The sequence below is a fragment of the Caulobacter henricii genome, from assembly GCF_001414055.1.
GTDB classification, from domain to species: domain Bacteria; phylum Pseudomonadota; class Alphaproteobacteria; order Caulobacterales; family Caulobacteraceae; genus Caulobacter; species Caulobacter henricii.
This window is the reverse complement of the sequence record NZ_CP013002.1, coordinates 474,348-494,369: the sequence shown is the minus strand read 5'-3', so window position 1 is coordinate 494,369 and position 20,022 is coordinate 474,348. Positions and strand designations below refer to the sequence as shown.

Sequence of the window (20,022 nt, the reverse complement as noted above, 5' to 3'; positions counted from 1 at the left end):
ACAGGTCTCGCCGTCAGGGATCCACCGTCGCCCGAAGTTGAAGGTTTCACGACGAAACGACCCGGCTCGTCAACCGTCGCAACAACGGCCCGGACGCCTGGGCGCCGGGCCGTTGCAAACATGTCAGTCCGGACGACCTTTAGGCCGCCATGTATTGCCCGCCGTTGAGGGTCAGGGTGGCCCCGGTCACGAAGCCTGCCCGCTCGCCCGCCAGGAAGGAGACCATGTCGGCGATCTCCTCACCCTTGCCCAGGCGACCCACCGGAATGCCGGCAATGATCTGGGCCAGGACGTTTTCCGGCACTGCCGCGACCATTTCGGTGTCGATGTAGCCGGGGCAGATCACATTGACCGTGACGCCCTTCTTGGCGTTCTCGAGCGCCAGGGCCTTGGTGAAGCCGATGAGACCGGCCTTGGCGGCCGAATAGTTGGTCTGGCCCATCTGGCCCTTCTGGCCGTTGATCGAGCTGATATTGATGATCCGGCCCCAGTTGCGCTCGCGCATGCCCTCGATGACGGGCCGGGTCATGTTGAAGGCCGAGTCCATATTGACCCGGATCACTTCGGACCACTGCTCGTAGGACATCTTGTGCAGCATGCCGTCACGGGTGATGCCGGCATTGTTGATCAGAACATCGATCGGGCCCAGTTCGGCCTCGACCTTCTTGACGGCGGCGGCGCAGTCGTCGAACGAGCCGACATTGCCCTTGACCACCATGACGCCGAGATCCTTGGCGCAGGCGGCGGCGGCTTCCTCGTTGCCGGAATATCCGGCCGCGACCTTCATGCCATCGGCCACGAGACGCTCGCAGATCGCGCGACCGATCCCCCGGGTGCCGCCGGTCACGAATGCTACTCTGGTCATGTGTCTCTCCCGATTTTTCTTATGGTTCGCGTGATCCCCGCGCCGGAGCAAGCGTCCGGCGCGGGGATCTGGCAAAAACCTGACTCAAATCGCCTCGACGCACATGGCCACGCCCATGCCGCCGCCGATGCAGAGGGTCGCCAGACCCTTTTTGGCACCCGAGCGCTTCATTTCATGCAGCAGGGTGGTGAGGATGCGCGCGCCCGAAGCGCCGATCGGGTGACCAATGGCAATGGCACCACCATTGACATTGACCTTGGTGGTGTCGAGGCCCAGCTCCTGGACCACGCACAGCGACTGGGCCGCAAAGGCCTCGTTGGACTCGACGAGATCGAGGTCAGCGACGGTCCAGCCGGCCTTTTCCAGGGCCTTCTGGCTGGCCGGGATCGGACCCGTGCCCATGATCTCGGGTTCGACGCCGGCATTGGCCCAGGAGGCGATGCGGGCCAGCGGGGTCAGGCCGCGGGCCTTGGCCTCGTCGGCGCTCATCAGCACCAGGGCGGCCGCCCCGTCATTGAGGCCCGAAGCATTGGCCGCGGTGACCGAGCCGTCCTTGGTGAAGGCCGGACGCAGGCCGGAGATCGCGTCGATCGTCACGCCGTGACGGATGAATTCGTCCTTGTCGACGATGGTGTCGCCCTTGCGGCCCTTGATCGTCACGGGAACGATCTCGGCGTCGAAGCGGCCGGCCTTCTGGGCGGCCTCGGCCTTGTTCTGGCTGGCGACGGCGAAATTGTCCTGGTCGCTGCGGGTGATCTGCCAGCGTGAGGCGATGTTCTCGGCGGTCTGGCCCATGTGATAGCCGTGGAAGGCATCCCACAGACCGTCCTTGATCATGGTGTCGACGAAGCTCAGGTCGCCCATCTTCTGGCCGCCGCGCAGATGCTGGGCATGGGGTGCCTGGCTCATGCTTTCCTGACCGCCGGCCACGACGATCTTCGCGTCGCCGGTCGCGATCTGCTGGGCCGCCAGGGCCACGGCGCGCAGGCCTGAACCGCAGAGCTGGTTGAGGCTCCAGGCCGGGCTGCCGACCGGAATGCCGGCATTGATCGCAGCCTGACGGGCCGGACCCTGACCGGCACCGGCCTGCAGCACCTGGCCGAGGATCACCTCGTCGATATCGGCCGGCGTCAGGCCGGCACGCTCGACGGCGGCCTGGATGGCGATCTTGCCAAGCTCGGAGGCGGGCAAGCTGGACAGCGCCCCATTGAAAGAGCCGACCGGGGTGCGGGCGGCGGAAACGATGACGATGTCGCTCATGGCGAGGCTCCCGTAACGATCTGACGTGACGCCATCGCGATGCGGCGCCTGCGCCCTTTTGCAGTGCAGCAGCACAATGCACACCGAACCGCGTTCGTCACGGGCACATTTTCACGGCTTGTTGCGGCTTCCAAGTGCTCTGCCACTGGCGCCCTGCCTTTGCATTGGCGATAGTGCGATGCGAAAAGCGGGCGATACCGCTCTCCTAGGGAACGAAATGTCCGAGAACCCTGAAAAAGGCGAAGCGGCTGCCGGCCATGACAAGGCCGCCGGTCAACGCGTGATCATCAAGAAATACGCCAATCGCCGTCTCTACAACACAGCGTCCAGTTCCTACGTCACCCTCGAACACCTGTCGGACATGGTCAAAGAGGGCGTCGACTTCGTGGTCTATGACGCCAAGTCGAATGACGACATCACCCGCTCGGTGCTGACCCAGATCATCTTCGAAGAAGAGAATCGCGGCGGTGGCCAGAACCTTTTGCCGATCCAGTTCCTCCGTCAGCTGATCGGCTTCTATGGCAATTCCATGCAGGCCTTCCTGCCCAGCTATCTGGAAATGTCGCTGGAGAGCTTCACCAAACAGCAGGAGCGGATGCGCACCCAGTTCGCGGGCATCACCCCCGGCCTGACCGCCGCCAAACTGCCGGCGGGCGTCGGTGTCTATGAAGAACAGATCCGCCAGAACATGGCCCTGTTCGACCGGGCGATGAAGATGTTCTCGCCCTTTGCCTATGCCCGCCCCGAAGACGCGGCCGCAGCAGGAGCCGCGGAAACGCCTTCAGCGCCGCCGCCGGCCGCCCCGCAACCGAGCGAAGATTCCCTGGCCGATCTGAAGCGCCAGCTGGAAGTGATGCAGCAGCAGATCGAGAAGCTCGCCACCAAGCCTTAAGCCACTGGCAACCACGCCGGAACAGCCGTTCTTAACGGTAGGGGCTCTAGGGTGTTCACCATGAACGGCCCTATCGACCCCATCCGGCGTTCGAGCCCCTCACGTCGCGCCCTGACCGTGCGGCAGAACCCGAATCAGGACTCTGCCCAGGACGCCGAGCCGGAGGACATGGTCTTCGTGCGCGAGGAGCATCCGATGCCGCCGCCCCGCAAGAGTGGTTTCGCCACCTTTGCCGCCCATCTGATGGGTCAGAGCGGGCAGAAGCGCGGCCTGCGCGGTGGGCAGGAAGTGCTCGACTCGGCGCGATCGACCTATCTCGGGACGGAATATTCCGGCGAGGCCGACCGGCGTCCAGCGACGGGACTCCTGAAGAAGACCCAGATCTAGGGGTCGAGGCGCGCCAGACGCGCCTCCAGAGCGGCGACCCAGGCCTCGAGTCGGGCGATCCTCAAATCACGCGCATCGGCGGGTTCCGGCGGCAGGCGCACGCCGGCCCGGACAGCGGCCTCCGCCATTGTCACGCCTAAAAGTTCAGCAAAAGCAGAGAGTTCCTTATAGGAAAGCTCCCGCTGATCCTTGAAAGCCAGGTCCAGAGCCGCCTCGTCCATATCGGCGATCGCCGCCAACACCGCGCGACCCAGGCCCCGTTCGGCCAGGCGGGCCTCGTACCAGTCCCGATCAAAGAACAGGGCCATCAGGGTCTCGCGACCCATCGCCCGGCTTGGCACCGGTCTTGCTTAACCGTTGGTGAAGTCATCGCCGACGAGAGCTCCCATGCTGACCGCCGCCATCCGCTTTTTCGACATCGCCGTGGTCACCCTGATCTTCACGGCGCTTACCTAGAGTCCCTCGCCGCGGCGAGCCGCCTCGATCTTCGCAATATCGATCCTGCCCATGGTCATCATGGCCTCGAACACCCGCCTGGCGACAGCGGGATCCGGATCCGCCATGGCCTCGGTCAGCTGGCGCGGCGTGATCTGCCAAGAATAGCCCCAGCGGTCCTTGCACCAGCCACAGGCGCTTTCCGTCCCGCCGTGGCCGACCAGGGCGTCCCAGTACCGATCGGTCTCCGCCTGGTCCTGCGTCTCGACCATGAAGGACACCGCTTCATTCGGCGTGAAGCGCGGTCCGCCGTTCAATCCCAGAAAGGCCGAGCCGAGCACGGTGAACTGCACCGTCAGCTCCACACCCTCAGCCCCGTCGGGAAAGTCGCCAGGGGCCGCCATGACCGCGCCCACATGGCTGTCTGGGAAGACACTGGCATAGAATTCGGCGGCCTTGCGGGCCTCGCCATGGTCGAACCACAGGCATTGGGTCAGGCGTGCGGCCATGGTCCTCTCCAACGCCAGGATGGCCCGGAGCGTCCGGGCACCCGCATGACGGCCTCAGTTGTCGCCGAAATCCACGTCGCGACGGGCGGCCACGATGGTGACGATGAACCCGGCCAGCACGTCGAGCAGCACCATCACGGTGATCAGGAAAAAGGTCGAGGTGGCAAAGGCCGGGGCCAGCAGGAACTCGATCAGGCAGCCGATGAACAGCACCAGCGACAGCGAGTGATTGATGATCGCGATCTTGCGGCTGGTCGTCGACTTCAGCAGTTCGACGAACAGCACGACCAGGGAGGCGGCCAGCAGCAGGTCGCTGAGGCTGATGGCCCAGTCGACCCGCGAGGTCATGTGGATGGTGAACAGGGTCTCGGTCGTGCGCGCATGCGCCTCGGCCGACATGAAGGCTCCCGGGAGGGTAAGCGCGATCAGATTATAGATCAGCACTGGCAAGGCCAGCAGTGGCACCGCAGCGAACATGAACAGCCTCTCCCCCCAAGAACTTGCGGCCGTGAGGCTCGCATCCTCTAGGGTTAACCCCATTTTCCCGACCGGAGAAGGCGCTTCAACCCCTGGGGGCCGGGCAAGGCCTAGACTTCGTCCACGCCCTGGGGATTGCGGGCCCGGGTCTGCAGCCACATGACGCCCAGCAGATCACTGACCGAGGCCTTGAGCCGGCCGAAATTGGTGTATTTCGACACCCCGCTTTCGCGGTGGCGATGGTTCACCGGCTCAAACGCCACCTCATAGCCCTCGCGCAGCATCAGGGCCGGGATGTAGCGGTGGATGTGGTCGAAATACGGAAGCCTCAGGAAGGCCTCGCGGCGGAAGGCCTTCAGCCCGCAGCCGGTGTCATTGGCCGTATCCTTCAGCAGGCGCTTGCGGACGCCATTGCCGAACCGGGAGGCGAAGCGCTTGGCGGAGCTGTCCTGGCGCTTGACCCGCTCGCCGCCCACCAGGGCCAGGGTCGCGGGACCCGCCGCCAGGGCGCGGGCCAGACGCGGGGCATCGGCCGGATCGTTCTGGCCGTCGCCGTCGAGGGTGATGATGATCGGCCCGCGGGCCGCCAGAATGCCGCTGCGCACGGCGCGGCTCTGACCGGAATTCTTGCGGTGGCCCAGCACCCGGAGTTGCGGGATCTCGGCCTTCAGCGCCACCAGCAGGTCGCGGGTATTGTCGCGGCTGGCATCGTCGACGAACAGGATTTCGTGGCTCTCCCCCGCGAAGGCGGCCGCGATCTCGCGCGCCAGGGCCGGAGCCGCGCCGCCTTCGTCAAAGACGGGGACGACGATCGAATAGTCTGGAACTTTGGTGGCGGGGGCGGTCATCGCCTTCTAATACCTGAAAACGCCCCACGCGAAAGGATCGTGCTATGCCATGGCGCATGACGCTTGAATCTCGCCTTGATGCGTGGAGCCGCGGTTGGCGCGGGCCCCTGTTCGCCGCCCTGCTGGCGTTTCTGGCCGGCCTGCCCGGCCTTCTGGCCATGCCGCCGCTGGACCGCGACGAGTCGCGCTTCGCCCAGGCCACCGCCCAGATGCTGGAAACCGGCGACATGGTGGTCATCAAGTTCCAGGACCAGCCGCGCTTCAAGAAGCCGGTCGGCATCCACTGGCTGCAGGCCGTGACCGTCTCCCTGGTTTCGGCCCCGGAAGATCGCGGCATCTGGGCCTATCGCATTCCATCCCTGCTGGGGGCCATGCTGGCGGCGGCAGCCTGTGCCTGGGGCGCGGCGGCGCTGTTTGATCCGCGCACGGGCCTGGTGGCCGGCGCGATCCTGGGTTCGACCTTCCTGCTGTCCAGCGAAGCCTTCATCGCCAAGACCGACGCGGCCCTGTGCGGCTTCACCACCCTGGCCATGGCAGCCCTGGCCCGCCTCTATGCGGACAGTCTGGCGGGACGCGTACCCAGCCACTGGACCAAGCTGGCCTTCTGGTCGGGCTTGGCGGTCGCGGCCCTGATCAAGGGTCCGGTCGGACTCCTGACCGTGATCTTCGCGGCCCTGGCGCTCTGGTCCTGGGATCGCAAGGCTCCCTGGCTGCGCACCCTGGGCTGGGGCTGGGGCCTGGTGCTGTTCGCAGCCGTGGTCCTGCCCTGGGCGATGATGATCACCGTGGCGACCGACGGCGCGTTCTGGGGCGTGGCGATCGCCGGCGACCTGGCCCCCAAGATGGTGGGCGGCCAGGAGGGCCATTCGGGACCGTTTGGCTATCACACCCTGCTGGCCCCGCTACTGGTCTATCCGGCGACGCTGTTGCTGCCTGCGGCCCTGGTGCTGGCCTGGACTGGCCGGGGCGAACCGGGCGTCCGCTTTGCCGTCTGCTGGCTGGTACCCACCTGGCTGATGTTCGAGATCCTGCCGACCAAGCTGGCCCACTATACCCTGCCGGCCATGGGCGGCATGGCCCTGCTGCTGGCCGCCGCCGTGCGGGCCCCTTTGGGCGACTGGGTGCGCCGGATCGGGGCGGGCCTGACCCTGTTTGTCTCCCTGCTGCTGGCCGCCGTCGCGGTCTTCGGCATGTCGGCCTTCGGCGAGGGCGCGGACCTGGTCTGGACTGTGCTGACCGTCGTGCTGTTGCTGGCCGCCGGGGCTCTGGGCTCGATCCTGCTGCTACGCCGTCAAGCGGCCCGCGCCCTGGTGCTGTCCGGAGCCCTCGGCATCCTGGCCCATGCCTGTCTGGTCGGTGCTCTGATACCGAACCTGGAACCGCTGTTCCTGTCCAAGGACATCACGGACGCCCTGGACCGCGCCAGGCTGTCGCCCCGGTCCGGCGCGCCCGGTCCCGTGGCCGTGACCGGCTATTCCGAGCCGAGCCTGGTCTTCCTGCTGGGCACCGCGACCGAACTGACCGATGGCACCCGCGCGGCCGAAGCCATCGCCGAGGGCCGCCCGGCCGTGGTCGAGGCGCGCGAGGACAGCGTGTTCCGCAAGGCCCTGACCACGGCCGGCCTGGTGCCCCGCCCCGTGGCCGTGATCGAGGGCCAGAACTATTCCGACGGCGACGAGGAGCGCCTGACGATCTATCGCGGTGAGCCCCAGACGGCGACGGAGACCCGCCCTTGAGCCGCTTCATCGAGATCGTCGAGGTCGGGCCGCGCGACGGCCTGCAGAACGAAAAACTGTCGCTGTCGGTCGAGGAAAAACTCGTCCTGATCCGCCAGCTGGACGCCGCGGGGGCCCGCCGGATGGAAGTGGTCTCCTTCGTCAATCCCAATCGGGTGCCACAGATGGCGGGCGCGGAAGAGATCATGGCCGCCCTGCCCGCCGACCTTGAGCATTCGCGGATCGGCCTGGTGCTGAACATGCGCGGCTGGGAGCGCTGCGTGGCGGCCCAGTGCGACGAAGCCAACGTCGTGGTCTGCGCCTCGGACGGCTTCGGGACCGCCAACCAGGGCTCAACCACGCGTCAGCAGGTCGACGCCCTGGCCGCCATTGTCGAGCGTCAGGCGGTCGAGGGCGGTCCGCCGATCACGGCGACGCTCTCGGTGGCCTTCGGCTGTCCGTTCGATGGCGAGGTCTCGCAGGACCAGGTCGTGGCCATCGTCCGCGAGATCGCCGCCCTGCGCGTGCCCGAAATCGCCATCGCCGACACCATCGGGGTCGCCAATCCCTGGACCGTCCGCAAGCGGATCGAGGCGGTGCGCGCCGCCGCGCCGGACGCCCGCCTGCGCCTGCACTTCCACGACACCCGCAACACCGGCCTGGCCAACGCCTTCGCCAGTGTCGAGGCCGGTGTGGACGTACTGGACGCCTCGGTCGGCGGCCTGGGCGGCTGTCCCTTCGCCCCCAATGCCACGGGCAATATCGGCACCGAGGATCTGGTCTATATGCTGGAGCGGGCCGGCTTCGAGACCGGCTATGATCTTGGGGCCCTGATCGCAATCGGCCGTTCGATCAGCGAGCGTCTGGGCAAGGCACCGGCCTCGTCCCTGGCGCGCGCTGGAGGTTTCCCTGCATGAGCCGTTTTCTTCTGATCGCCGCAGCCGGGCTCGCCCTGGGCGCTTGCGCCGCCACGCCGCCGGTAGAGGCCGCCGCCCGCTGCGACGTCACCGTCAAGTTCGGCAGCTATGGCATGGGCATAGACCGCCCGCTGGCCGACAGGATCGACGCTACGGTGAAGGCAGACGGGGACATCGCTCGCAGCGAGCGCAGGCCCTGGGGGCGCGAAGGAGAATATGACCTCTGCCTGCAGGCCCGGGCCGGTCGCGACGCCAGGGCCCTCTATGCCCGCTATCGTGCCCTGCTCCCGGGCCGGGCCCTGAATGCCCCGACCTCGATCGAGGGTCCGGACGGTCTGAGATACGAGACGATCGCGCCGATGTGACAGCGCTGCGGTCATCCCGGGGAAGGCCGGGAGCCAGGAAGCCAGCCTAGATCGGCCGCCCGGTGATCTTCCACAGCAGCGGACGGCAGACCGACATCAGCATGATGGCCGGGGCCAGGAACACGGCCAGGGCGTAGCGCTGCAGGGTGTCGGCGCGCTTGATGAAGTAGCGGGACAGGCCCACGCCCTTGTGGAACTCGACCTTGACCGGGTGTTCCAGGCTGGTGTGCCCCAGGTGCACGACCTGGGCCTTGGGCTGGAAGATCACCTGGCCACCGGCCTGACGGGCCCGCCAGCAAAGGTCGATGTCCTCGACATGCAGGAAATAGCCCTCATCGAAACCGTCGAGGGTCTCGAAATCGGCGCGGCGCAGGGCAAAACAGGCCCCGGAAATGGTCGGCATCGGCACCGGGGCCCGCGGCAGGGGCTCGGTTTCCCGGTGGATCTCATAGCCGGCCAGCTTGGCGTAGCGCCGGGTCAGATGGCCAAAGCTGAGCAGGGTGGTGATCGGGGTCACCTCGCCCCGTCGACCGCCGCGCTGCTCGGTACCGTCCGTGTTCATCACCCGGGCCCCAACCACGGTCGGAACAGGCTGGCCGCGGAAGGCCGTCACCAGGGCCGCGATGCAGCCTGGTTGCATATTGGCATCGGGATTGATGAAGACGATGTATTCGCCCTTGGCCGTCGTCGCGCCCAGATTGGCTCCGCGCGCAAAGCCGACATTGCCGTGTCCCTGTTGCAGCACGACCCGGGGCTCGGTCAGCCCCAGGGCCCGCAGCATCTCGGCATCACGCGGCGACGAGCCGTTGTCGACAATGACGAACTCATCGACCAGCGGCTCGTCCAGCACGTGCCGGATGCTCTCCAGCAGAGCCCCGCCCGTCCGATACACGACCATCACCACCGAAATATTCGGTCGTGCCGGGCGAGCGCCCGCGGCAAGGGTCGTGAAGGAGGGCAGGATGCTGTTCATCAGGCGAGCGCAGCCTCCTGCACGGAACGCACGATGCCGCGCGCCCGGGCCAGATCGGGCGGAGTCGCTTCGTCGGTCAGCACACGCACGGCCTCGTCGAGCGACAGAATGTTCTGTCCCTCTCCACCCAGGCGACGTAGTGCCACCTGCCCCGTCTCTGCTTCCTTGCGCCCCACCACCGCGATCACCGGAACCTTTGCGAGACTGTGCTCGCGAATCTTGTAGTTGATCTTCTCATTACGCAGATCGACCTCCGCGCGCAGCCCCAAAGACGTCAACCTTTCGACGACCTGACGCGCATAATCGTCAGCGTCTGACGTGATTGTCGTCACCACGACCTGAGTGGGCGCCAGCCAAAGCGGCAGGTGCCCCGCGAAGTTCTCAAGCAAAATCCCTATAAAACGTTCAAACGACCCCAAAATCGCCCTGTGAAGCATCACCGGGCGCTTCTTTGAACCGTCTTCCGAAACGTACTCCGCGTCTAGTCGTTCCGGCAAAACAAAGTCTAATTGCAGGGTTCCGCACTGCCAGACACGCCCAATCGCATCCTTCAGCGAGAACTCAAGCTTGGGCCCATAGAATGCGCCTTCGCCCGGCTGGTCAACCAGGCGCTCGCCAGCGGCCTCTGCGGCCGTGGCCAGAGCGTGCTCGGCCTTGTCCCAAACCTCGTCTGAGCCGGCTCGCAACTCTGGACGCGTCGAGAACTTCACGTCGTGAAGCTGCATGCCGAGGTCGTTATAGACGCTGCGCAACAGTTCGATGAATTTTGCGCTTTCCTCCGTGACCTGTTCTTCCCGGCAGAAGATGTGGGCGTCGTCCTGGGTAAAGGCCCGTACCCGCATAATGCCGTGCATGGCCCCCGAGGGCTCGTAACGGTGGCAGGCCCCGAACTCGGCCATGCGCAGCGGCAGCTCGCGATAGCTCTTCTGGCCGATATTGAAGATCTGGATATGGCCGGGGCAGTTCATCGGCTTGACGGCCAGGACCTCGCCCTCGGCGCTTTCGCACATGAACATGGCGTGGCCGAACTTCTCGGCGTGACCCGACTTTTCCCACAGGCTGCGATCGAGGATCTGGGGGGTCTTGACCTCCTGGTAGCCGGCGGCGTCCAGGCGGCGGCGCATATAGTCCTCCAGCGCCCGATAGAGGGTCCAGCCCTTCGGGTGCCAGAAGATCATGCCCTTGCCCTCTTCCTGCAGGTGGAAGAGGTTCATGATCCGGCCCAGCTTGCGGTGATCGCGCTTCTCGGCCTCTTCGATGCGCAGCAGATAGGCGGCCAGATCGGCTTCGCTGGCCCACGAGGTGCCATAGATGCGCTGCAACTGGGCGTTGTTCTGGTCACCGCGCCAATAGGCGCCGGCCAGCTTGGTCAGCTTGAAAGCCTTGCCGACGGCCTTGGTCGAGGGCAGGTGCGGTCCTCGGCACAGATCCTTCCAGTTTTCGCCCTGGTGATAGACCGTGATCGTGTCGCTGGCCGGCAGATCACGGATGATCTGGGCCTTGTAGGCCTCGCCCAGGGCTTCGAAGTCGGCGATGGCGGCGTCGCGATCGACTTCTTCGCGGCGGATCTTCTCGTCGCGATCGACGATCTGGCGCATGCGCTCTTCGATCTTCGGCAGATCATCGAGGCTGAAAGGCTCATCGCGGGCGAAGTCGTAATAGAATCCGTCTTCGACGTTCGGGCCGATCGTCACCTGGGTGCCGGGAAACAGCTCCTGCACGGCCTGGGCCAGGACGTGGGCCGTGTCGTGACGAATGACCTCGAGGGCGTCGGGTGCCTCGCGGGTCACGATCTCGATCCGGCGCTCGCCGGTCAGCAGGTCCGGCGTCAGCGGCCGGTCAAGGTCCAGCAGCTGGCCGTCCAGCTTGATCAGCAGCGCTTTCTTTTCCAGCGACTTCGAGATGGCGGCGGCCACATCGCGGCCGCTGGAGCCCGCAGGATATTGACGGGCCGAACCGTCGGGGAAAACCAGATCAATCATTCTTCACATGTCCACTTGCGTGGCCCAACGCGCGGCGGAGGCGGGTCGTACCCTGAACCTCCAAACGGATTGCATCGGCAAATCCGTCGCAACGCCAGCCAGGACCCCTTGGCGGGTCCGTGATCCTTGAGCGCCTGTGCCGCATACTCCGAACAACTCGGCATGAAACGGCACTGACGCCCGATGAGAGGCGAGAGCGTCAACTTGTAGGCCCTGAGGCCGAGGTCGACGGTGCGGTCGTATAAGGTCATGCCAGCGCGCAATTGTTTCGAGGGTGGTTATGGCACCCGCGAAAAGCCGCAATCAAGCGGCGCCGGCGCTGCTAGTTCGCCTTTCCGCCACGGCTGTGGCCCGGGAGACAGCCTCAGCCGCCGCCTCAAACGCCAAAAGCGTCGAGGCGTGACGGGCAGGATAGGCCTTGACCGGCTCCAGCACGGCGAGCTCCGAAAACCGGCCCTCAGGAGCAGGGCCGCTGAGCTTCAGCATAGCGCGTAAGGAATCGCGCGCCAACTCGATCTCGGCGAGATCCGCACCGATGATATGGGCCCCGAGGATCGCTGCGCTGGCCTGGCCTAGGGCGCAGGCCGCGACTTCCTGGGCAAACTGGCTGACCTTGCCGTCGACCATGACCACATCGACCACGATTCGGCTGCCGCAGAGCTTGGCAGTCTTCTCCGAAGACGCGTCAGGCGCAGCCAGCCGACCGGCGTACGGAATGTTGGCGACCAGGGTCAGGATCCTGGCGCTGTAGAGCGCGTCGATCATGATGCTGACATGGGGCTCTGCCGGCGCTGCGCCCAGAGCGCCTCGGCATGATCACGCAGGGCCTCGCCCATCTGGGTATAGGCGGCGCGCAGCCTGCGGCGCTCGTCCCGGCTGATCCAGCGCACCAGAAGACCCGTGAACAGCTCGCCATTCGAAAAGGTTGCGTTCTCGGGGCCCATGTTCTCGATCTCGATATAGCGGATCGCGGTGACAAAGCCGCCCAGGCGGGTCGAGCGCCAGTGCAGCTGCTCATAGGGCACCCAGTCCTGGACCACGGGCTGGATCACCCGCACCGGCTCTTGGGGAAGGGCCTGGTGCACGGTCAGCGGCGTACCGATCTTCAACTGTCCCTCGGCCCGGGGGTGGACCGGGTTCCAGGTCTCCCAGGTCGAGAAATCAGAGACCAGGTCCCAGATCAGTTCGGCCGGGGCCTTGATGCCAATGCGGTGTTCGACAGCGCGTTGCATGGCAGGCTCAGTCCTTCATCCGCCAGGTCGCTCCGGCGGGGCCGTCCATGACGACCACGCCCAGGGCATCGAGTTCAGCGCGGATGGCGTCGGCGGCGGTCCAGTCCTTGGCGGCACGCGCCTCGACGCGACGCTTGAGCAGATCCTCGACCTGGGCCTTGAGGTCGTCGGACGCGTCGCCTTCAAACCAGGCGTCCGGGTCGGCCTGCAGGAAGCCCAGCAGGGCACCAGCCTCGATCAGACGGGCCTTGTTGGCGGCGATGGCGACCGTGTCGCCGGCGGTGACCGCCCGCTCGATGGCGCTCGACACCTCGAAGAAGCACGAGATCGCCTGCGGGGTATTGAGATCGTCCTCCAGGGCCGCGAGCACCTCAGCCGGAGCCTCCATCGCCTGGTCCATCGGCACGTCCTTGGCCCGGCGCAGGGCACCGTACAGACGGTCCAGCGCCTTGCGCGACTGCTCCAGCAGCTCCGGCGTCCAGTCCAGCGGCTGGCGATAATGGGCGCTGAGCAGGGCCCAGCGGATCACCTCGCCCGGCGTGGTCTTCAGGAGCTCGTTGGGCAGGATGACATTGCCGAGGCTCTTGGACATCTTCTCCCCGGACATATCCAGGAAGCCGTTGTGCATCCAGTAATTGGCCAGGACCTGGGTGTCATGGGCGCAGCGGCTCTGGGCCACCTCGTTCTCATGGTGCGGGAAGGCCAGGTCGATACCGCCGCCATGGATGTCGATGGTCTGACCCAGGGCCTTGTCGATCATGGCCGAGCATTCGATGTGCCAGCCCGGACGGCCGGCACCCCAGGGGCTGTCCCAGACCGGCTCGTTCTCCTTGGACGGTTTCCACAGCACGAAATCGGCGGCGTGCCGCTTGTAGGGCGCGACCTCGACCCGGGCCCCGGCAATCATCTCGTCCAGCGGCCGGCCCGAAAGCTGGCCATAGTCCGAGAAGGACTGGGTATCGAACAGCACATGTCCCTCGGCCGCATAGGCCGATCCGTTCTCGACCAGCTTGCCGATCATCTTGACAATGGCCCCGATATGCTCGGTGGCCTTGGGCTCAAGGGTCGGACGCAGGGCCAGCAGGCCGTCGGCATCGGCGTGATAGGCGGCCAGATAGCGGTCGGTGATGACCTTGATCGCCACGCCTTCGTCAAAGGCCTTCTTGTTGATCTTGTCGTCGACGTCGGTGACGTTGCGGGCATAGACCACCGCGTCCTCGCCATAGATGTGGCGCAGCATCCGGAACAGCACGTCGAAAACCACCACCGGCCGGAAGTTGCCGATATGGGCGTGATTATAGACCGTCGGGCCGCAGACATACATCGTCACCCGGTTCGGATCGACCGGAACGAAGGCGCGCTTTTCGCGCGTCAGGGTGTCGTGGAGCTTCAAGGTCATGGGAAAAGCGTCTGCCTGACGTAACGGGAGGGTGTTGCAGAGGTTCGGGAGGGTCCCATATAGCTATTGGATACGGCGACGACACGTCATCTTTTCGACGGGCATGGCCGTAGCTGTGAAACGGGTGGCACGCGTCATTCCGGGGCGAAAGGCGCCCCGGCGCAACTCAGCCCGTGGAAAGACCGTTCCACTATGGACGCCATCACCCCCGAAGCCGCCCTGATTGAGCGCTGCTCCTGCGCCGCCGATGACCTCCAGCATGGCCACCCGTCGCGCCCAAGCCGCGATGAGGCCATGGCCGCCGTGCGCACCCTGCTGGCCTGGGCCGGTGACAATCCTGAACGGGAAGGCCTGCTCGACACGCCCCAGCGCGTGGTCGACGCCTATGGCGAGTGGTTCGCCGGCTATGAAGGCGATCCCGCCAAGGAACTCTCACGCACCTTCGAGGACGTGCAGGGCTATGACGACATGGTCATGCTGCGCGGCATCGACGTCCAGAGCCACTGCGAACATCACATGGCCCCGTTCCTCGGCAAGGCCTGGGTGGCCTATATGCCGACCGGCAAGGTGGTAGGCCTCTCCAAGCTGGCCCGTCTGGTCGAGATCTATGCCAAGCGTCTCCAGACCCAGGAGACCATGACCATGCAGGTGGCCGACGCCATCGAGGACCATCTTTCGGCGGCCGGCGTCGCCGTGCTGATCGACGCCGAGCACCAGTGCATGAGCACCCGCGGCGTCCGCCACCACGACGTCTCGACCATCACCACCCAGTTCCGCGGTGTGTTCAAGACCGACAAGGTCCTGCAGCAGCGGTTCATGGACCTGGTGGTGCGGAAGTAGATAGAAAGGATGCTCCCCCTATGGGGGAGCTGTCGCAGAGCGACTGAGGGGGCCTTCACGGCTTATGCGGAGCTGCCCCCTCCGGCCCTGCGGGCCACCTCCCCCGAAAGGGGAGGATCTCACGGCTAAACCGCGCCCCGGATCCCCTCGCGGATCCGGGCCACGCAGGCGTCCACGGGCCGGTGCACCAGCGAGACCAGCACGAAGCTGATCAGCATCAGCAGGTACCAGGCCCCGATCTTCTCGAAACCGACCATCGACCAGCCGTCCTTCTGGCTGGGATAGATCCAGGCATTGGCCGCCGTGCCGAGGTTCTCGGCGAACCAGATGAACAGCGACACCAGCAGCAGGCCGACGATCATCGGCATGCGGCGCGGCGTCTGGTCCGGCGTGAACACGAACCACGAGCGTCCGAACAGCACCGCCGACAGGGCGAACAGGCCAAGCCGGATGTCCGGCCCGTAGTGGTGGGTGAAGAAGTTCAGATAGGCCAGACCCGCCAGGATCCAGGCGCTCCAGAACGGCGGATAGCGGATGAAGGTGATGTCGAACAGTCGCCAGATCCGGGCGATATAGCTGCCGACACAGGCATACATGAAGCCGGTGAACAGCGGCACGCCGCCGATGCGCAGCAGGCTGGGCTCGGGATAGAGCCAAGAGCCGTGGGCGGTCTTGAACACCTCCATCACCGTCCCGACCAGGTGGAAGATGAAAATCACCAGGGCCTCGTCCCAGCGCTCAAGCTTCAGGGCCAATAGCGAGGCCTGGATGGCCAGCGAGGCGATGACCAGAAAATCGTAGCGGGCGAAACCGGCGTCCTTGGGCCAGAACAGGAAGGTGCCGACCAGCAGGGCCAGCATCAGGCCGCCGAACAGACAGGCCCAGGCCTGCTTGAGCCCGAACAGCAGGAACTCATAGGCATGGCCATGCCAGCGCGACCTTAGGGCCCAGGGCCGGGCCAGGACGTCCAGCGCGGCCACCTGGGCCTTGATGCGATCCTTGAGGTTCATCGATTCTCCGGTCCGCAGGCTAGCCCAAGCCCCCGCGACGGCGCCATATGTGCCGCCATGACCACCGCCCCCTTCCCCATCGCCCCCGACAAGCACGCACTGGAACGGGGCGACCAGCTGGCCCCGCGCTTCAATGCCGACGGCCTGGTCGTCGCCGTGGCCCAGCACGCCGACACCGGCGAGATCCTGATGCTGGCCTGGATGAACGACGAGGCGCTCAAGCTCACCGTCGAGACGGGGGTGGCCCACTATTTCAGCCGCTCACGCAATGAACTCTGGAAAAAGGGCGAGACCAGCGGCCAGCTGCAGCTGGTCGAGGAACTGCGGGTCGACTGCGATCAGGACGCCGTGCTGATCAAGGTGCGGCCACAGGGCGATGGCGGCGCCTGCCACGTCGGCTTCCGCTCGTGCTTCTACCGGGTCTGGGAAGACGGCAGGCTGGTCGAACGCGGCTGAGCCCGGCCCAGGTTCCGCAAGCGCAACGCCGCCCAGGGCTCGAACACGCGATGGGCCACGATGGCGGCCAGAAGGGCGATAACCAGCGCCACGCCGCCGATCAGCAGGCCTGGTACGCCCGGCAGGACGCCGCGCGCGATGATCTCGGCCGCCGCCGACAGGATGGGAATATGCAGGGCGTAGAGCGCATAGGAGATCGCGGCCAGGCCATCGAGCAGCGATCGCCCTCGCCCAACCTCCGCCCGCGCCGCCGAACCGACCAGTAGCGGGAAGACAACCAGGGCGGCGACGAGGTCGAACGCGGCACGCCCCGCCTCGGGAACCGGGGCTGACAGGATGGCGCAGACCACCGCCAGATTGACCCAGATCGGCAGGACCGGGATCCGCAGCCTTCCGCTTTCGAGCCGTCGCGCCAGCAGAACCCCGGCGAAGAAGCCGAAGATCACCCGCGGTCCGCCGGCAAACCAGTCGCCCGTGTGCGGCCCCAGCGATCCCGTGCCGAACTGCAAGGCCAGCAGGACATGGGCAATCCCGCCCACGATCGTAAGAATGACCAGTCGCCGGAAGGTCAGCCAGGGTGCCACCACCGCATAGAGCAGGTTCACCGCCAGCTCCCAGAACAGCGACCATTGCGGCCCGTTCAGCGGAAAGACATCCGTCGCGTCGGTGAAGGGAATGAACAGCACCGCCAGGCCGATCAGGATGCCGACCGTCGTCAGATCCATGCCGAACGCCAGCAGCAGGGCCGAGCCGACCGCCATGCCGAGCAGCACCATCGGATAGAGCCGGACCAGGCGTCGTCGCATGAACTTCCGCCCGCCGCCGTCCCTCAGGGCGTCGTCATGGGCGCGGGCCAGAACCAGGCCGCTGATCACGAAGAACAGGTCGACCGCGAGATAGCCGTGGCTCAGCACCGAGGTCGGCAGGACCATGCCGCGGGTGTGGAACAGCAGCACCAGCAGGGCGGCAACGCCGCGCAGGGCGTCCAGGCCAGGCATGCGGTTGCGGCTTGTGGTCATGTGTCCATCGGACCATGGATTGGTTGACAAAGGCCCACCCGTCGCGAGCGCCGCCCATGACCACCCTCCAGGCCCTGCTGGCCTTCGGTTTCGCCGCCCTGCTTCTGACCATCACGCCAGGCCTCGACACGGCTCTGGTGCTGCGCACCGCCGCCAGCGAGGGGCCGCGGCGGGCCTTGGCGGCGGCGCTGGGTATCGGAATCGGCTGCCTGGTCTGGGGCGTAGCGGCCGCCTGTGGCGCAGGTGCCCTGCTGACGGCCTCTGCCCTGGCCTATACGGCCCTGAAATGGGCCGGTGCCGCCTATCTGGTGTGGATCGGCAGCCAGATGCTGATCAGGCCCCGCAGCAGCTTTGAGCCCGGGGTCCTGACCTCGGCCGGCGGCAGCGCCTTCGCGGCCCTGCGGCGCGGCCTGTTGACCAATCTGCTCAATCCCAAGGTCGGTGTCTTCTACATCTCGTTCCTGCCGCAGTTCGTTCCGGCCGGTGCCGACCCGGCCAGCTTCGGTGCCCTGCTGGCGGGGCTGCATGTCATCCTGGGCCTGATCTGGGCCGGGCTGCTGATCGCCGCCACGGTCCCCCTGGCCGGACTTTTGCGCGAGGCCTCGGTGATCCGGGGACTGGACCGGATCACCGGCAGCGTCTTCATCGCCTTCGGCCTGCGCCTGGCCCTGGAGCGGCGCTAGGCTTCGGCCAGGGCCTCGACGCCACCGCCCCCGGTCGGCGTGACCACGAACCGCTTAAGCACCCGCGTCGTATAGGTCGGCGCGAGGATGGTCGAAACGGCGATCATCTCGCTGGTCGCCCGGCCGTGCTCGAGGGTCAGCAGCACGAAGCCCTTGGCCCCTGGATCCGCGAACTTGACCTCGGGGTTGCGCGCCGCAAAGGCCTGTCCCAACGGTATGCCCGGCAGGATGTCGCCATAGCCCGGGGAGGTGATGCCCGTGGTCCCGAACTCGGCCGCGACCCGCTTGCTGCCGCCCTGGTCGAACAGTTCGTTGGCCCAGAAGGAATGGCTGTCGCCCGACAATACGATCGGATGGGCCCCGGCGCTCTTGAACAGGTCATAGAGGCGCTCGCGATCGGCGGGATAACCGTCCCAGGCGTCGAGATTATAGGGCAAGCCCAGGGCCGACAGGGCCACGCCCTGCACCACACGTTCGCGAACAGAGGCCGGCAGCTTGGCCAGTGCCGGCTCGAACCTGTCACCCAGCAGGGTCTTCAGGTTGGGACCGGCGACGCGGGCCATGACGATCTGGTTGCCCAGCACCTGCCAGGCGCTGCCGGCCTTGACCGAGGCCTTGACCTGCCCGGCCAGCCATTGGGCCTGGGCCTCGCCCAGCAGGCGGCGGGCCGGATCCTTCCATTTGGCAGAGAAGGCGGCCACATCGGGCTTGCCGTCCACGATCGGAAGATCGGTGGCATAGCTCAGTTGCTCGGACCGCGCGGTCAGACGCGTCTCGGTCATCAGCAGGGTGGCAACGTCGCCGAACTGGAACCCGCGCCAGCTGGCCTCCGGCAGGGTTCCGGCGCTCGGCTCGCGGATCGGCATCCATTCGTAATAGGCCTTCAGGGCCGCAGCCTTGCGTGCCGCCCAGTCGCCCTCACCCTTGTCGGGGTCATGGTTCTCGGCCCCGCCCTGCCAGCTGTCATTGGCGGTCTCGTGATCGTCCCAGACCACGATCCAGGGTGCGCGGGCATGAGCGGCCTGCAGCATCGGGTCGGACTTGTAGCGCGCGTGACGACGCCGATAGTCGTCGAGGCTGACGATCTCGTGCAGGGGATCAGGCATGCGCTGAGCCGCGACCGGCGAGTTCATGCCGTAGTCCTTGGGCTCGCCGCCATATTCGTAGATGTAGTCGCCCAGGTGCAGCACCGCGTCGACACGCGGCAGTCTGGCAATGGCGTCATAGGCGTTGAAATAGCCGTTCGAATAGAGCGAGCATGAGGCCACGGCCAGGACCACGTCCTTGGTCGGCCCGGCCGGCAGGGTGCGGGTGCGGCCGACCGGCGAGGTCACGCCATGGGCCACAAAACGATACCAGTAGTCGGTGCCCGGCTTCAGGCCCGGGCCATCGAGATCGACCTTGATCGTCCAGTCGGCGCCGGGCCGGGCCGTCAGACCCTTGCGGGTCTGAACCAGGGTCTTGAAGTCCGGGTCCGACGCCACCTGCAGCTCGACCAGGACATCACCGCCGGAGGGCGCCTTGAGCGTGACGCGGGTCCAGAGAATGACCCGGGTCTGGCCGGGATCGCCGCTGGCGACGCCATGCTCGAAGGCCACCGCGCCCTTGTGAGGGGTCAGCGCCTGCGCCGAAACACTGCTTCCAGCCCCGGCGGTGCCACCCAGGCCGAGAAAGGCGAGAGCCTTGCGACGATCGATCTTCATGGGATGTCTTTCCTGGGTCCACGGCACCGTTTGGGCGTCTCGTGCGTTAGCGCCA

23 protein-coding genes are annotated in these 20,022 nt (G+C 66.3%); 8 read left to right on the top strand and 15 right to left on the bottom strand.

Annotated elements, in window-relative coordinates:
* Nucleotides 1-139 precede the first annotated feature (139 nt).
* Nucleotides 140-865 carry a beta-ketoacyl-ACP reductase gene (phbB, locus tag AQ619_RS02375; protein WP_062143722.1) on the bottom strand — a complete coding sequence of 242 codons (726 nt, stop codon included), beginning with the start codon at nt 863-865 and terminating at the stop codon, nt 140-142.
* Nucleotides 866-949: 84 nt separating this feature from the next.
* On the bottom strand, nt 950-2,125 hold the full coding sequence (locus tag AQ619_RS02370; protein ID WP_062143719.1) for an acetyl-CoA C-acetyltransferase: 1,176 nt from the start codon (nt 2,123-2,125) through the stop codon (nt 950-952).
* Nucleotides 2,126-2,342: 217 nt separating this feature from the next.
* Here AQ619_RS02370 and phaR point away from each other — a divergent pair, with 217 nt between their 5' ends.
* Together phaR and AQ619_RS02360 are read left to right on the top strand one after the other, a co-directional pair.
* Entirely contained in the window at nt 2,343-3,017 is a 675-nt protein-coding gene (phaR, locus tag AQ619_RS02365; RefSeq protein ID WP_062143716.1) for a polyhydroxyalkanoate synthesis repressor PhaR, read from the top strand.
* Between the two features lie 60 nt (nt 3,018-3,077).
* Nucleotides 3,078-3,404, top strand: coding sequence for a hypothetical protein (locus AQ619_RS02360; RefSeq protein WP_062151192.1), 327 nt, complete (start codon nt 3,078-3,080; stop codon nt 3,402-3,404).
* Here AQ619_RS02360 and AQ619_RS02355 read toward each other — a convergent pair.
* From AQ619_RS02355 to AQ619_RS02340, 4 genes are all read right to left on the bottom strand, one after another.
* The gene (locus AQ619_RS02355; protein WP_062143713.1) at nt 3,401-3,730 is read right to left on the bottom strand and encodes a hypothetical protein; all 330 of its coding nucleotides are present in this window, start codon (nt 3,728-3,730) and stop codon (nt 3,401-3,403) included. The two genes, AQ619_RS02360 and AQ619_RS02355, sit on opposite strands and share 4 nt — an antisense overlap.
* Nucleotides 3,731-3,856: 126 nt before the next feature.
* Nucleotides 3,857-4,348, bottom strand: a complete 492-nt coding sequence (locus tag AQ619_RS02350) for a VOC family protein (RefSeq protein ID WP_062143710.1) — start codon at nt 4,346-4,348, stop codon at nt 3,857-3,859.
* Nucleotides 4,349-4,402: 54 nt separating this feature from the next.
* Complete coding sequence (locus AQ619_RS02345) at nt 4,403-4,825, bottom strand: hypothetical protein (protein WP_062143707.1); 423 nt, start codon at nt 4,823-4,825, stop codon at nt 4,403-4,405.
* Between the two features lie 110 nt (nt 4,826-4,935).
* Nucleotides 4,936-5,673, bottom strand: coding sequence for a glycosyltransferase family 2 protein (locus AQ619_RS02340; RefSeq protein WP_062143704.1), 738 nt, complete (start codon nt 5,671-5,673; stop codon nt 4,936-4,938).
* 56 nt (nt 5,674-5,729) lie between these two features.
* On the opposite strand from AQ619_RS02340, the gene AQ619_RS02335 reads away from it, so the two are divergent.
* The 3 genes from AQ619_RS02335 to AQ619_RS02325 are packed head-to-tail and all read left to right on the top strand — an operon-like array spanning nt 5,730 to nt 8,670.
* A complete protein-coding gene (locus AQ619_RS02335) occupies nt 5,730-7,409 on the top strand; it encodes an ArnT family glycosyltransferase (RefSeq protein ID WP_062143702.1) in 1,680 nt (559 codons plus the stop codon).
* Nucleotides 7,406-8,305, top strand: a complete 900-nt coding sequence (locus tag AQ619_RS02330; RefSeq protein ID WP_062143698.1) for a hydroxymethylglutaryl-CoA lyase — start codon at nt 7,406-7,408, stop codon at nt 8,303-8,305. The genes AQ619_RS02335 and AQ619_RS02330 overlap by 4 nt, the downstream gene beginning before the upstream one ends.
* The gene (locus tag AQ619_RS02325; protein WP_062143696.1) at nt 8,302-8,670 is read left to right on the top strand and encodes a hypothetical protein; all 369 of its coding nucleotides are present in this window, start codon (nt 8,302-8,304) and stop codon (nt 8,668-8,670) included. The genes AQ619_RS02330 and AQ619_RS02325 overlap by 4 nt, the downstream gene beginning before the upstream one ends.
* Nucleotides 8,671-8,716: 46 nt before the next feature.
* On the opposite strand, the gene AQ619_RS02320 is transcribed toward AQ619_RS02325, so the two are convergent.
* From AQ619_RS02320 to cysS, 6 genes are read right to left on the bottom strand one after another with little or no spacing between them, the layout of a single operon-like run.
* The gene (locus tag AQ619_RS02320; RefSeq protein WP_062143693.1) at nt 8,717-9,643 is read right to left on the bottom strand and encodes a glycosyltransferase family 2 protein; all 927 of its coding nucleotides are present in this window, start codon (nt 9,641-9,643) and stop codon (nt 8,717-8,719) included.
* Nucleotides 9,643-11,625 (bottom strand): threonine--tRNA ligase, encoded by a 1,983-nt coding sequence (gene thrS, locus AQ619_RS02315; protein ID WP_062143690.1) that lies wholly within the window; start codon nt 11,623-11,625, stop codon nt 9,643-9,645. The genes AQ619_RS02320 and thrS overlap by 1 nt, the downstream gene beginning before the upstream one ends.
* Entirely contained in the window at nt 11,622-11,876 is a 255-nt protein-coding gene (gene yidD / locus AQ619_RS18605; protein ID WP_084745708.1) for a membrane protein insertion efficiency factor YidD, read from the bottom strand. The genes thrS and yidD overlap by 4 nt, the downstream gene beginning before the upstream one ends.
* 52 nt (nt 11,877-11,928) lie before the next feature.
* Entirely contained in the window at nt 11,929-12,390 is a 462-nt protein-coding gene (locus AQ619_RS02310; RefSeq protein ID WP_062143687.1) for an iron-sulfur cluster assembly scaffold protein, read from the bottom strand.
* Nucleotides 12,387-12,857: an SRPBCC domain-containing protein gene (locus AQ619_RS02305; protein ID WP_062143684.1), complete on the bottom strand. Its 471-nt coding sequence runs from the start codon at nt 12,855-12,857 to the stop codon at nt 12,387-12,389. Before AQ619_RS02305 ends, AQ619_RS02310 begins: the two co-directional genes overlap by 4 nt.
* Before the next feature lie 7 nt (nt 12,858-12,864).
* Nucleotides 12,865-14,256, bottom strand: a complete 1,392-nt coding sequence (cysS, locus tag AQ619_RS02300; protein ID WP_062143681.1) for a cysteine--tRNA ligase — start codon at nt 14,254-14,256, stop codon at nt 12,865-12,867.
* Nucleotides 14,257-14,448: 192 nt separating this feature from the next.
* Between cysS and folE the strand changes: the two genes are divergently transcribed.
* On the top strand, nt 14,449-15,096 hold the full coding sequence (gene folE / locus AQ619_RS02295) for a GTP cyclohydrolase I FolE (protein WP_062143678.1): 648 nt from the start codon (nt 14,449-14,451) through the stop codon (nt 15,094-15,096).
* 125 nt (nt 15,097-15,221) lie between these two features.
* Here the strand turns inward: folE and AQ619_RS02290 are convergent, their stop codons facing one another.
* Entirely contained in the window at nt 15,222-16,106 is an 885-nt protein-coding gene (locus AQ619_RS02290; RefSeq protein WP_166504121.1) for a DUF817 domain-containing protein, read from the bottom strand.
* Nucleotides 16,107-16,163: 57 nt separating this feature from the next.
* On the opposite strand from AQ619_RS02290, the gene hisI reads away from it, so the two are divergent.
* Nucleotides 16,164-16,562: a phosphoribosyl-AMP cyclohydrolase gene (gene hisI, locus AQ619_RS02285; protein ID WP_062143674.1), complete on the top strand. Its 399-nt coding sequence runs from the start codon at nt 16,164-16,166 to the stop codon at nt 16,560-16,562.
* Here the strand turns inward: hisI and AQ619_RS02280 are convergent.
* Complete coding sequence (locus AQ619_RS02280) at nt 16,520-17,581, bottom strand: acyltransferase family protein (RefSeq protein WP_062143672.1); 1,062 nt, start codon at nt 17,579-17,581, stop codon at nt 16,520-16,522. The two genes, hisI and AQ619_RS02280, sit on opposite strands and share 43 nt — an antisense overlap.
* 56 nt (nt 17,582-17,637) lie before the next feature.
* Here AQ619_RS02280 and AQ619_RS02275 point away from each other — a divergent pair, with 56 nt between their 5' ends.
* On the top strand, nt 17,638-18,264 hold the full coding sequence (locus AQ619_RS02275; RefSeq protein WP_062143669.1) for a LysE family translocator: 627 nt from the start codon (nt 17,638-17,640) through the stop codon (nt 18,262-18,264).
* Here the strand turns inward: AQ619_RS02275 and AQ619_RS02270 are convergent.
* Nucleotides 18,261-19,967 carry an alkaline phosphatase D family protein gene (locus AQ619_RS02270; RefSeq protein WP_062143668.1) on the bottom strand — a complete coding sequence of 569 codons (1,707 nt, stop codon included), beginning with the start codon at nt 19,965-19,967 and terminating at the stop codon, nt 18,261-18,263. The genes AQ619_RS02275 and AQ619_RS02270 overlap by 4 nt on opposite strands.
* Nucleotides 19,968-20,022 lie beyond the last annotated feature (55 nt).